We start from the raw sequence: 11,448 nt of genomic DNA, 5'->3' as shown, positions 1-11,448 counted from the left end.
CGATGCGCCGAACGGCCCCGGGCAGCTGCCCGGGGCCGTCCGTCGTACGTCGACCCTCAGACGCCGAGCGAGCGCCCGATGATCTCCTTCTGGATCTCGGTGGTGCCGCCGTAGATCGTCTGGATCCGGCTGTCGGTGAAGGCCCTGGCGATGGGGTACTCCATCATGTAGCCGTACCCGCCGTGCAGTTGCACGCCGGCGTCGACGACCTGCTTCTGGAGCTCGGTCGTCCACCACTTCGCCATCGAGGCGAGCGAGGGGTCGACCTCGCCGGCGTTGAGCTTGAGGATGCAGTCGTTGATGAAGACCCGCGCCACGTGGGCGTGGGTGGCCATCTCGGCCAGCACGAACCGGTTGTGCTGGAAGGAGCCGATCGGCTTGCCGAAGGCCTGCCGTTCCTTGGCGTAGGACAGCGACAGGTCCAGCACCTGTTCGATGGCGGCGACGGCCATGGCGGCGATGGAGATGCGCTCCTGCGGCAGGTTCATCATCAGGGAGATGAAGCCCGAGCCCTCCTCGCCGAGCAGGTTCGTCTTGGGCACCTCGACGTTGTCGAAGAACAGCTCCGCGGTGTCCTGGGCCTTCATGCCCACCTTGTCGAGGTTGCGGCCGCGCTCGAAGCCCTTCATGCCGCGCTCGACGACCAGCAGGCTGATGCCCTTGTGGCCGGCGTCGGGATCGGTGCGGCAGACCACGATCACCAGGTCGGACATGATGCCGTTGCTGATGAACGTCTTCGAGCCGTTCAGCACGTAGTGATCGCCCTTGTCGACCGCGCTGGTGCGGATGCCCTGCAGGTCGCTGCCGGCACCGGGCTCGGTCATCGCGATCGCCGAGATGAGCTCGCCGCTGACCAGGCCGGGCAGCCAGCGCTGCTTCTGCTCGGGCGTCGCCAGCGAGGAGATGTAGGGGACGATGATGTCGCTGTGCACCGGGAAGCCGGGGCCGCTGGCGCCGATCCGGGCCAGCTCCTCGGCCACGATCGTGTTGTAGCGGAAGTCCCGGACCCCGGCACCGCCGTACTCCTCCTCGACGTCGAAGCAGAGCAGCCCCGCCTCGCCGGCCCTGAGCCAGACCTCGCGGCTGACCTGTCCGTCCTGCTCCCACTCGTCGTGGAAGGGGACTACCTCCTTCTCGCAGAAGGCCCGCACGGTCTGGCGGAAGTCCTCGTGCTCCTGCTCGTAGATGCTGGGACGGTCCATCAGGACACCCACTCCTTGATCTGGGCGACGGTGGCAGCGGGGTCCTCGGTGACCGGGCTGATCTGCAGGTTGGTGACGCCGGCCTCGCGGAAGGCGGCGAGGCGCTCCCGGACGTACGACGCCGGGCCGACCAGGTTGCCGGCCTCCAGCCACTCGGTGGGCACGAGCGCCTCGGCGTCGCGCTTGTTGCCGCCGAGGTAGAGGTCCTGGATCTGCCTGGCCTCCTTCTCGTAGCCGTAGTGGCACGCGAGCTCGTTGTAGAAGTTCTTGCCGCGAGCGCCCATGCCGCCGACGTAGAGCGCGTACATCGGGCGCATGAGGTCGAGCAGCTTCTTGGTGTCCTCGCCCTCGCCGATCGCGACCATGCCGCCCGCGGACACCTCCAGCGGCGCCAGGTCGGGGGAGCGCTTGGCGGCGCCCTTGGCGAGTGCGTCGCCCCAGACCTCGTGCGCCTTCTCGGGCAGGAAGAGGAAGGGCAGCCAGCCGTCGGCGAGCTCCGCGGTCATCGCGACGTTGCCGTCGCCGAGCGCGGCCACCCAGACGGGGATGCTGTTGCGCTCGACCTTGGTCAGCAGCTTGAGCGGCTTGCCGAGGCCGAGGCCCTGGTCGGCCGGCAGCGGCAGGGTGAAGATCCTGCCGTCGTGCTCGAGCCGCTCGCGCCGCAGCCCTTGGCGCAGGATCGAGATGACCTCGCGAGTGCGACCGAGCGGCTTCTCGTAGGGCAGGCCGTGGAAGCCCTCGATCACCTGCGGGCCGGACGCGCCGAGCCCGATGACCGCACGGCCACCCGACACGTTGTCGAGTCCGGCGGCGGTCTGCAGCAGCGCGCTCGGAGTACGGGAGAAGACGTTGAGGATGCCCGCCCCGATCTCGACGGTCTCGGTCTTGGCGGCGAGGTATCCCATCAGCGTGGGGGAGTCGAACCCGTACGCCTCGGCGACCCACACGGTGTCGAGTCCGGCCTTCTCCAGGGCAACCACCTGGTCGGCGGACTCGCGTGGGTTGCCCGCGTACATCAGCGGCGTCGAGAGCTTCATTGTGACAGCATAACTGTCACGGTCTCGGGGGTGGCAAGGCCGCGCCTCGGCCTGCCACTCGGGGCGGCGCCCTGAGGCGGGTTTCCCCGGTGGGCCGGGGAAACCGGAACTGTTGATCGGAAACTCCCCCCGAAAGGTTCCGGTTCTGGGCCAAGAGCGGGCTTCGCCGGTTGTCCACAGGCCTCGATTGGCCGGCGTGGGCGGGCGGAGCCGTGGGCAGACCGCCAGCATGATGATCCCGATGAACGACGCCCGCCGCGGCCGGGTGATGCTTCGCCGTCAGCTTCTCGAGGAGGGCTACAACGACAAGGCCATCGCGCGGCTGGTGCAGGACGGGACCTGGGTGAAGCTCCGCCACGGTGCCTACACGGAGGCGCACACCTGGGGAGCGCTCGACCACGCGAACCGGCACGCCCTGGTGACGCGCGCCGTCGTTGCCCAAGCGCGGACGCCCGTTGTCGTCTCGCACACGTCGGGCCTTCCCTTCTACGACGCCCCGACCTGGGGTATCGACCTCAGCCAGGTGCACGTGACGCGCGAGGACCACAAGGCCGGTCGTCAGGAGGCCGGTGTGCAGCAGCACAGCGGGGTGATCTTGCCCGACGACGCCTGCCGGCGCGACGACCTGCCGGTCATGGCTGCCACGAGGCTGGGTCTCGAGGTCACCACCGTGGCCGACGCGGAGGCGAGCCTCTGTGTGGTCAGCCACCTCCTCCACGAACGCCACACGACGCCCGAGGCGCTGGCCGCGCGCTACCAGCAGCACATGCAGCAGTGGCCGCACACGCTGAGCACGGACCTCGTCCTCCGGTTGGCGGACCCGCGGTTCGAGTCGGTGGGGGAGTGCCGCACTTACTACCTGTGCTTTCGCCAGGGTCTGCCGATGCCCGAACCGCAGTACGAGATCAAGGACGACAACGGCCGGGTCGTCGCTCGCGTCGACTTCGCCTGGCCCGAGCTCGGGGTCTTCCTGGAGTTCGACGGCATGGTCAAGTACGAGAAGCTGCTCCGGGACGGTGAGAGCGCCTCCGATGTCGTGGTGCGCGAGAAGCGTCGCCAGGACCTGATCTGCCGACTCACGGGCTGGCAGTGCATCCGCATCGTCTGGGCCGACCTCTTCGACCCCGCACGCACCGCGGCCCTGATCCGGAGCGTGCTGTTCCCGGCCGACCGCGCGGCCTGACCGGCGGCGTACTCCTCGGGCCAAACCGGAGCCTGTCGGCCGAAGTTTCGCCCCAACTGTTCGGGTTTCCCCGGTGGGCCGGGGAAACCGTCACGGGCCGCCGGCGGCCGACCCGCGGGACCGGTCTCGTCAGCCCCGGCCGTGCCAGGAGTCCCAGAGGGCGGCGTAGGAGCCACCGGCGGCGACGAGGTCGTCGTGGGAGCCGAGCTCGGAGATCCGGCCGTCCTCGACCACGGCGACGCGGTCGGCGTCGTGGGCGGAGAAGAGCCGGTGGGCGATGGCGATCACGGTGCGGCCCTCGAGCACGGCGGCGAGCGAGCGCTCCAGGTGGCGCGCGGCGCGCGGGTCGATGAGCGAGGTGGCCTCGTCGAGCACCAGCGTGTGCGGGTCGGCGAGCACGAGCCGGGCGAGCGCGATCTGCTGCGCCTGGGCGGCGGTGACCGACCGCCCGCCCGAGCCGACCTCGGTGTCGAGGCCCTCGGGCAGCGCGTCGACCCAGTCGAGCGCGTCGACGGCGGCGAGAGCGGCGCGTACGTCGGCGTCGGTCGAGCCGGGGCGGGCGAGGACGAGGTTCTCGCGCACGGTGCCGACGAAGACGTGGTGCTCCTGGGTCACGAGCGCGACGTGGCCGCGCAGGTCGTCGAGCGGCAGCTCGACCAGCCCGACCCCGCCGACGGTCACCGCGCCCGTGCGAGGTGGGTGGATGCCGGCGAGCAGGCGCCCCAGCGTCGACTTGCCGGCGCCCGACGGCCCGACCATCGCGATCCGCTCGCCGACCCCGACGTCCAGCGACACGCCGTGCAGCACGTCGCGCCCCTCGACGTAGGAGAACCGCACGTCGTCGGCCTCGATCGCCTCGCCCGCCGGGAGCCGGCCGCTGACCTCGCGGTCGTCGGGCACCTGCGCGACGCCGAGGAGGCGTGCGAGGGACGCGGCGCCGAGCTGGAGCTCGTCGAGGATCGACACGATCCGGTCGACCGGGTCGATCAGCATCTGCACGTACAGCGTCGCCGCGGTGACCGCGCCGAGCGAGACCTCGCCCTGCGTGTAGAGGTAGCCGCCGAAGAGCAGCGTCAGCACCGTCGGGATCAGGTAGGCGATCTCCATGTTCGGGAAGAACACGGTGCGCAGGAAGAGCGTGTAGCGCTCGGCCCGGTACGACGCCGCGATGTCCTCGTCGATCGCCGCGATGCGCCTCGGGCCGAGTCCGAGCGCCTCGACGGTGCGCGCACCCTCGACGGTCTCGGTGAGGGTGGCGTTGATCTGGGAGTACGTCGCGCTCTCGCGCAGGTAGCCGTCCTTGGCGCGGCGCAGGTACCACCGCAGGCCGATCACGAGTGGCGGCACGCCGAACACGCAGGGGAGGGCGACCCACCAGCCCACGCTGAGCGCCGCGACGAACGTGACGATGGCCGTGATGACCGCGATCGTCCACTCGGGCAGGGCCATCCGCACCGACCAGCCGAGCTGGTCGACGTCGCGGCTCGTGCGGGTGAGCAGGTCACCCGAGCCGGCGTCCTCGACCACGCCGACCGGCAGCGCGAGCGTGTTGTCGACGAAGTCCTCCCGCAGCTCGGCCAGCACCTGCTCTCCCAGGACCTGGCTCAGGTAGCGGGCGAAGCGGGTGAGCACGGTCTGCACCACCAGGAAGACCGCGAGCAGAGCGACGATCCGGTCCACGTGGTCGGTCGTCGTGCCGTTCTCGACGGCCTGCACGAGGTCGCCGAGCAGGCGTGGCGCGGCGAGCGCGGCGAGCGCAGCCGAGACGTGCAGGGACAGCGCGCCGTAAAGCATCCTCGGGTGCCGTCGGGCCAGCGAGCCGACGTAGGCGCGCACGGCGCGTCCGTCGGCGACGGGCAGATGCGTCCTCATCGGGCTCCCCACGGCGTTGTTCGCGGAGGCGCGAAGCGGGGGAGCGGAGAACGTCGAGGGGTGATCATCGCGACACCTCGCTGACCGACAGCTCCGGCTCGGACTCGCGCGTGACGACGCGCCGGTACGCCGCGCTCGACCCGAGCAGCTCGGCATGGGTCCCGACGGCGACGACCCGGCCGCCGTCGAGGAACGCGACGGCGTCGGCGGCGTCGAGCACCAGCGGACTCGACGACGTCACGACGGTGGTGCGACCGGCGCGGTGGCCGCGCAGCCGGGCGGCGACGCGGGCCTCGGTGTGGGCGTCGACGGCCGAGGTCGGCTCGACGAGCACCAGGATCTCGGGGTCGATCGCGAGTGCCCTGGCGAGCACGAGTCGCTGCCGCTGACCACCGGAGAAGCTGCGTCCCCGCTCGGCGACGACCGTGTCCAGTCCGTCGTCGAGCGCGTCGAGGATGTCGCCGGCCGAGGCGGTCTCGAGCGCCCGGCGCACGTCACCGCGGCCGCTGAGGTCCAGGCCGTCCCCGAGCCGACCGGAGAAGAAGAGCGCGCCGGTGTCGGACACGACGATCCGCGCGCGGACCTCCGCCGGGTCGAGCGAGGTGAGCGGCACCCCGCCGAGCCGCACCTCGTCGTCGACGGGGGACGCCGTCATGCCGAGGCGGTCGGCGAGCTCGGCGGAGTCGTCGGGCTGCTCGCTGACGACGGCGGTGAGCAGCCCGGCGCGCGCGACGAGCCCGGTGCGGATGTCGACGAGGTCGGAGCCGGGCGCCGGCGACGGCGCCGGGTCGGCAGGCGCGGCGACCTCGGGCTCGAGCGCGAGCACCCGGCAGATGCGGGTGGCCGCGACGCGGCCGCGGATGACCTTGTTGGCGTACTCCGTGGCGGTGCGCAGCGGGATCATCAGGAAGGCCGAGTAGCCGTAGAACGCGACCAGCTCGCCCGGGGTGATCGTCCCCGCCACGGCGTACCGGGCGCCGATCCACACCACGACCACGACGAAGAGTCCGGGAAGGAAGACCTGGAGCGCGTCGAGCACCGACTGGAGCTTCGCGACCTGGACGCCGGCCGTGCGGGTGGTCTGCGACTCGCGGCGGTAGCGGCCGGCGAACACCTGCTCGCCGCCGATGCCGCGCAGCACCCGCAGCCCGCCGACGATGTCGCTGGCGGTGTTGGACAGGCGGCCCATCAGGTGGCGCTGGTGGGCGCTGCGTCGCTGCAGCGGGCCGAGGATCGGCGCGACGCCGAGCATGAGCAGGGGGACACCGATCAGCACGACGAGACCGAGCGTCGTCGACGTCCGGAGCAGGATCGCGGCGACCACGAAGAACGACACGACCGCTCCCGCGAACCGCGCCGACACGTCCATGACCTGGCCGATGTGGGAGAGGTCGTTGGTGCCGATCGCCACGACCTCGCCGGTCGAGACCTTCCGGGGCAGGGTGCCGCCGAGCCGCACCGATTGGCGGGTGACCAGCTGGACGACGCGGTACGCCGCGAGCAGCCAGTTGGTCACCGCGAACCGGTGCCGCATGATGCCGGCGACGGCCTGCACGAGGCCGATGCCGAAGAGCACGGCGGCCCACTCGACGAGGCGGGCGCTGTCCTTGGCGGCGACGCCCTCGTCGATCGCGCGGCCGATCACGGCCGGCATGACGGCCTGCGCGCTCATCCAGACGATGCCGAAGAGCATGCCGCCGGCGAGGGTCACCCACTGCTGGCCCGCCATCCACCAGAGGAACCGCCCCGGCGAGCTGTGGGCGGCGGTTCCGGGGTGGTCGAGGGGCAGGTGGCGCACCCTCCAACGCTACGGAGCGGCCCCCGCCGTCAGCGAATCGTTTTCGCGGTGACGGCGCTCACTGGTCGGTGATGTCCTCGAGCATCCTGCAGGAGGCGCGCGCGAAGTCGATGGCGGCCTTGGCGCCCGGCACGCTCATCCGCAGCGTGATCTGCCCCGGCTCGCCGTCGAGGTGCAGTCCGATCTTGAAGGCCGTGGCTCCTCCGGACTCGGCGAAGGCGTGGGCGTCGCAGCGGTTGGGCTTGATCGGCAGCGCGATGCGCGATGGCCGGTCGGTGCCGCGGACGGTCGCCTCGGGGCGCCACACGTCGGCGCCGACGGGAGCGAGGACGGGCGTGCCGGAGACGGTGTCGATGGTGAGGGTCGGTCCGCTCGTCCCGGTCGGACGTACGACGAGCGAGAGCGTGCCCGGGTCGCCCTGCCGGCCCGACGACGGGACCACGTCGGCCCAGGAGAGGTCGGCGACCTGGGCGATCGCGATCTCGAGGCAGCGCGCCCGGCTGTGGCGACCGGCGACGTCGGTGGAGTCGGCGACGCGGAGCGTCCTCGTCGTGTCGCCGTACGTCACGGTGACGGTGCCGGAGCCTCGCGGGTGGTCGCACGCAGGACGCCGGGGGAGGCGGAGGGGGAAGCCGCGCTCTGACTGCGAGGGGATCGGGCGCAGGCGGGTGCCGGGCAGCGTGGTGCGGTAGCGCGGGTCGGCGTACGTGAGGCGCGTCGGCCGGATCTGGTCGGCGGTGTCGTTGTCGATCCACACCTCCATCCGGCCCGCGGCGGCGTCGCGCGAGGACTGCCGCATGTCGGCGCGCAGCCGACCGCTCGGCGGTGTCTCGGGCGGAGGCGGGAGCGGGGTCAGGGTGCGGACCGAGCGCGACGGCGACGGGGTCGGCGAGCCCGACGACGCCCCGTCGCCGGAGCAGCCGACGAGGGCGAGCGCACTGCCGAGCGCGACGAGGGCCGCGACGCTACGCAGCACCGTCGTCCAGCCGGCGGGGGAGCACCACGAGCAGGAGCGCCAGCACGACGGCGATGGCGCCGGAGGCGATCGCGGCCCAGATCCGGTCGGCGACCACATCCCAGATGAGCAGGACCATGCCGGCGACCAGCAGGGAGATCGAGGCGATGACGCCGTAGACGATCTGGTGGGCGGACCGCACCACCCGCTCCTTGACGTGCCGGCCCGACAGGTGGCGGTGGATCGCGACCGGGCCCATCACGAGCGCGGTGCACAGCGCGGCCAGCAGCACCAGGACCAGGTACAGCCCGACCTGGAAGTCGTCCAGGTCCTCGAACGTGTCCTGGAAGGGCAGGGTGAGCAGGAACCCGGCCGTCAGCTGCGCGCCGGTCTGCATCACGCGCAGCTCCTGCAGCAGGTCGTTGAACTTGCGGTCGAGCCGTTCGTCGTCGGTCTCGTCGCGCCCGGTCGACGAAGCTCCGTCCTCCATGGGCCCAGTCTTACCCAAACTCAGCCGGCGAGATGCTCGATCACCTCGGCGCCCGGGAGGTCGGCGGCCAGTGCCCCCGGGAGCAGCAGCTTGGAGCGGCGTACGCCGGACCCGATGACCGCCACCTCGATGTCGAGCACCCGGGTGTCCACCAGGAGCCGCCAGCCGGCGGGCAGGCCGACCGGCGTGATCCCGCCGTACTCCATCCCGGACTCCTCGACCGCTCGATCCATCGACAGGAAGGAGGCCTTCCGCACGTCGAGCTCCTTGCGCACGCGGGTGTTGACGTCGGCCCTGGTGTCAGCGCGCACCAGGCAGGCTGCGATCCGCTCGTCGCCCGCGCGGCTCCCGCCGACCACGACGCAGTTGGCACCGGTGTCCATCCCGATGTCGTACGCCGCCGCCATCGCGGCCGTGTCCGCGACCTTCGGGTCGATCTCCACCACCCCGACGTGGTCCGCGTGCTCCCACGCCCGCAGAGCCGCGGCCACGGGCGGAGCGAGCAGGTCCGGGCGGTCGAGCGCGGGGACGGTCGTGATGCGGCCGAGCGTGGGGGTCATGAGGACATCCTGCACGGCACCACGCTTCCGTCCCGACTTCACCGCCGGTTCACGTCGCGCCCGTCGCGGCGTCACCCGCGCGGGGTCTGCTGGGGGCATGCGCGAGCCGATCGTCATCGCCCACAGGGGAGCGTCGGGCTACCGTCCGGAGCACACCCTGGCGTCGTACCGCCTCGCGATCGCGCTGGGCGCCGACTACGTCGAGCCCGACCTCGTGTCGACCCGGGACGGCGTGCTCGTGGCCCGGCACGAGGCGGAGATCGGGCGTACCACGGACGTCGCCCGCCGGGCAGAGTTCGCCGGCCGGCTCACGACCAAGGAGGTCGACGGTCGCGCGGCGACCGGGTGGTTCGTCGACGACTTCACGCTCGCGGAGCTGAAGACGTTGCGCGTCGTCGAGCGGCTGCCCGCGCTGCGACCGCGCAACGCGAGGTGGGACGGGCGGTACGACGTGCCGACCTTCGAGGAGATCCTCGGCCTGGTGGCCGCGGAGTCGGAGCGGCTCGGCCGCCCGATCGGTGTCTACCCCGAGACCAAGCACCCGGCGTACTTCGCCGAGCTCGGCCTCGGGCTGGAGGAGCCGCTCCTCGAGGCCCTGGCGCGCCACGGGTCGGGCGGGCCGGATGCGCCGGTGTTCGTCCAGTCCTTCGACCCGGTCAGTCTCCAGTGGCTCCGGTCACGCACCGGGCTGCCGCTGGTGCAGCTGGTCGGGGCCACCGGTCTCCCTCACGATCAGCGGGACCTGGTGACCTCGACCGGCCTGCGGCGGGTCGCCGCCTGGGCCGACGCGGTGGGTGTCGAGAAGGACCTCGTGCTGCCACGTCACCCCACGACCGGCACCCTCGGCGACCCCACCGACCTGGTGGCTGACGCCCACGCGGCCGGACTGCTGGTCCACGTGTGGACGATGCGCGACGAGCACGACTCCGTCGAGGAGACGCAGGCGTTCCTCGATGCCGGGGTGGACGGGCTCTTCACCGACCAGCCGGACACGACCCTGGAGGCCAGGCGCCGCTACGCCTCCGGCATCAGGATCCACGCGGCGATGTAGGCGAGGGCGACGGTGCCGACGCTGAAGATCGCGGCCACGACCGTGAGCAGCCGCACGAGCGCGGGGTCGAGGCCCGTGTAGGAGGCCACGCCGGAGCAGACGCCCGCGATCATGCGGTCGTCGCGGCGGCGGGTCAGGCGGCGGGTAGTGCTGGTGTTCATCGGTGCTCCTCGGGAGTGTCGGGGGTGTCAGTGGTGTCAGGGGCGTCGGTGGTCTCGGGGGCGTCGGGGATCTCGGCGGCGCCGTCCGGCGCCGGCTCGTCGGCCCGCGGCTCGTCGACCCAGCCCACCTGGCGGGTCGACCACTTGCGCCGCGACGACAGGCTCAGGGCGAGCAGGCCGGCGAGGCCCGCCAGCACCCACGGCACCGGCAGCAGCCACCGCACGTCGCCGTCGCCGACGACATCGGTCTGGATCAGCGCCCAGACGCCGACCAGGCCGAGGAACGCGATCCCCATGACCAGGTGGCCGACGTTGACGGGGTGCCGGCCGCTCGGGCGCTCGGCCTGGGGCTGGGTGGGAAGGGACATGGTGCTCATCGCTGGCTCACCTCGATCTCGCCGACGCCCAGCTGGGCGCGGATGACGACCTCCGGGTCCGTGACGGATCCCTGTGAGGTCGAGAAGCTGACGTCGATCCCGCCGCGCTCCTCACCGAACAGCTCGATGTGGCCGGGGCCGTCGACGTCGGCGGCGACCGTGGCAGCGAGGTCGTCGGGCAGGATGATCTCGATGCGACCGACGCCACCCTCGACCTCGAGGGTGCGGCCGTCGAGCGCCTCCAGGTCGGCCACGTCGCGCAGGTCGATGACCTGTTCACCGGCGCCCACCCAATAGCGGTCGGCGAGCGCCGCCGCGGACGTCGGACGCTCGGTGACCCGCTCGCCGTCCCACTCGTGAGCCGCGGTGGCGCCGACGAGCCCGACCGTCGAGAGCAGGCCGAGCAGGATGATGCCGCCCGCGCGCCCGTAGAAGGCCCCGACCAGCAGCATCACGCCGGAGATCGCCACCGCCAGCGCGGGGTACGCCGGATCGGCGACCGCGCCGCCGGCGAGGTCGACGATGCCCAGGACACCCTCGGCGAGGACAATGAGCGCGAGCGTGAACCAGAAGAGGATCGGGCCGCGCTTGCGCGGGTTCTGCGGGCGGTACGCGACCGGCGGCAGGTACGGCGGGGGCGGCGCCGGCGCGTAGGCCGGTCCGGGCATCGCTCCCGCGTCCGTCGGCGGCGTGGCGTCGTAGGGGTTCGTCTGCGTGGGAGCACCGGTCGGCGCGTACGGCGACTGATACTGCGCCTGCTGC

At 72.1% G+C, this 11,448-nt stretch carries 12 protein-coding genes; 2 read left to right on the top strand and 10 right to left on the bottom strand.

Annotated elements, in window-relative coordinates; translation table 11 throughout:
• Positions 1-56: 56 nt before the first annotated feature.
• Positions 57-1,202, bottom strand: coding sequence for an acyl-CoA dehydrogenase family protein (locus PZ894_RS07875; protein ID WP_275743949.1), 1,146 nt, complete (start codon positions 1,200-1,202; stop codon positions 57-59).
• A complete protein-coding gene (locus PZ894_RS07870; protein ID WP_275743948.1) occupies positions 1,202-2,239 on the bottom strand; it encodes an LLM class F420-dependent oxidoreductase in 1,038 nt (345 codons plus the stop codon). The genes PZ894_RS07875 and PZ894_RS07870 overlap by 1 nt, the downstream gene beginning before the upstream one ends.
• Before the next feature lie 241 nt (positions 2,240-2,480).
• Here PZ894_RS07870 and PZ894_RS07865 point away from each other — a divergent pair, with 241 nt between their 5' ends.
• Complete coding sequence (locus PZ894_RS07865) at positions 2,481-3,422, top strand: type IV toxin-antitoxin system AbiEi family antitoxin domain-containing protein (RefSeq protein WP_275743947.1); 942 nt, start codon at positions 2,481-2,483, stop codon at positions 3,420-3,422.
• A gap of 129 nt (positions 3,423-3,551) precedes the next feature.
• On the opposite strand, the gene PZ894_RS07860 is transcribed toward PZ894_RS07865, so the two are convergent.
• From PZ894_RS07860 to PZ894_RS07840, 5 genes are all read right to left on the bottom strand, one after another.
• Complete coding sequence (locus tag PZ894_RS07860; RefSeq protein WP_275743946.1) at positions 3,552-5,294, bottom strand: ABC transporter ATP-binding protein; 1,743 nt, start codon at positions 5,292-5,294, stop codon at positions 3,552-3,554.
• Between the two features lie 64 nt (positions 5,295-5,358).
• Positions 5,359-7,092 carry an ABC transporter ATP-binding protein gene (locus PZ894_RS07855; protein ID WP_275743945.1) on the bottom strand — a complete coding sequence of 578 codons (1,734 nt, stop codon included), beginning with the start codon at positions 7,090-7,092 and terminating at the stop codon, positions 5,359-5,361.
• Positions 7,093-7,150: 58 nt separating this feature from the next.
• Positions 7,151-8,068, bottom strand: coding sequence for a hypothetical protein (locus tag PZ894_RS07850; protein ID WP_275743944.1), 918 nt, complete (start codon positions 8,066-8,068; stop codon positions 7,151-7,153).
• A complete protein-coding gene (locus PZ894_RS07845; RefSeq protein ID WP_275743943.1) occupies positions 8,058-8,537 on the bottom strand; it encodes a DUF6328 family protein in 480 nt (159 codons plus the stop codon). Before PZ894_RS07845 ends, PZ894_RS07850 begins: the two co-directional genes overlap by 11 nt.
• A gap of 20 nt (positions 8,538-8,557) precedes the next feature.
• Positions 8,558-9,097 (bottom strand): YbaK/EbsC family protein, encoded by a 540-nt coding sequence (locus PZ894_RS07840; RefSeq protein ID WP_275743942.1) that lies wholly within the window; start codon positions 9,095-9,097, stop codon positions 8,558-8,560.
• A 97-nt stretch (positions 9,098-9,194) separates the two neighbouring features.
• On the opposite strand from PZ894_RS07840, the gene PZ894_RS07835 reads away from it, so the two are divergent.
• Positions 9,195-10,148 carry a glycerophosphodiester phosphodiesterase family protein gene (locus PZ894_RS07835; protein WP_275743941.1) on the top strand — a complete coding sequence of 318 codons (954 nt, stop codon included), beginning with the start codon at positions 9,195-9,197 and terminating at the stop codon, positions 10,146-10,148.
• Here the strand turns inward: PZ894_RS07835 and PZ894_RS07830 are convergent.
• From PZ894_RS07830 to PZ894_RS07820, 3 genes are all read right to left on the bottom strand, one after another.
• Positions 10,112-10,309 (bottom strand): PspC domain-containing protein, encoded by a 198-nt coding sequence (locus PZ894_RS07830; RefSeq protein ID WP_275743940.1) that lies wholly within the window; start codon positions 10,307-10,309, stop codon positions 10,112-10,114. The two genes, PZ894_RS07835 and PZ894_RS07830, sit on opposite strands and share 37 nt — an antisense overlap.
• Positions 10,306-10,686 carry a hypothetical protein gene (locus tag PZ894_RS07825; protein ID WP_275743939.1) on the bottom strand — a complete coding sequence of 127 codons (381 nt, stop codon included), beginning with the start codon at positions 10,684-10,686 and terminating at the stop codon, positions 10,306-10,308. Before PZ894_RS07825 ends, PZ894_RS07830 begins: the two co-directional genes overlap by 4 nt.
• The coding region (locus PZ894_RS07820; protein ID WP_275743938.1) for a LiaF domain-containing protein at positions 10,683-11,448 on the bottom strand (766 nt) is incomplete at its 5' end. The genes PZ894_RS07820 and PZ894_RS07825, both read right to left, overlap by 4 nt.

Source organism: Nocardioides sp. YIM 152315, from assembly GCF_029210375.1.
GTDB lineage: Bacteria > Actinomycetota > Actinomycetes > Propionibacteriales > Nocardioidaceae > Nocardioides.
This window is presented reverse-complemented; position numbering and strand designations above follow the sequence as displayed.

What these genes read in the sequence shown, in the direction of transcription:
- PZ894_RS07865 (WP_275743947.1), top strand. Translation starts at nt 2,481, where the DNA reads ATGAACGACGCCCGCCGCGGCCGGGTGATGCTTCGCCGTCAGCTTCTC.
- PZ894_RS07875 (WP_275743949.1), bottom strand. Translation starts at nt 1,202, where the DNA reads ATGGACCGTCCCAGCATCTACGAGCAGGAGCACGAGGACTTCCGCCAG.
- PZ894_RS07835 (WP_275743941.1), top strand. Translation starts at nt 9,195, where the DNA reads ATGCGCGAGCCGATCGTCATCGCCCACAGGGGAGCGTCGGGCTACCGT.
- PZ894_RS07845 (WP_275743943.1), bottom strand. Translation starts at nt 8,537, where the DNA reads ATGGAGGACGGAGCTTCGTCGACCGGGCGCGACGAGACCGACGACGAA.
- PZ894_RS07860 (WP_275743946.1), bottom strand. Translation starts at nt 5,294, where the DNA reads ATGAGGACGCATCTGCCCGTCGCCGACGGACGCGCCGTGCGCGCCTAC.
- PZ894_RS07840 (WP_275743942.1), bottom strand. Translation starts at nt 9,097, where the DNA reads ATGACCCCCACGCTCGGCCGCATCACGACCGTCCCCGCGCTCGACCGC.
- PZ894_RS07830 (WP_275743940.1), bottom strand. Translation starts at nt 10,309, where the DNA reads ATGAACACCAGCACTACCCGCCGCCTGACCCGCCGCCGCGACGACCGC.
- PZ894_RS07825 (WP_275743939.1), bottom strand. Translation starts at nt 10,686, where the DNA reads ATGAGCACCATGTCCCTTCCCACCCAGCCCCAGGCCGAGCGCCCGAGC.
- PZ894_RS07870 (WP_275743948.1), bottom strand. Translation starts at nt 2,239, where the DNA reads ATGAAGCTCTCGACGCCGCTGATGTACGCGGGCAACCCACGCGAGTCC.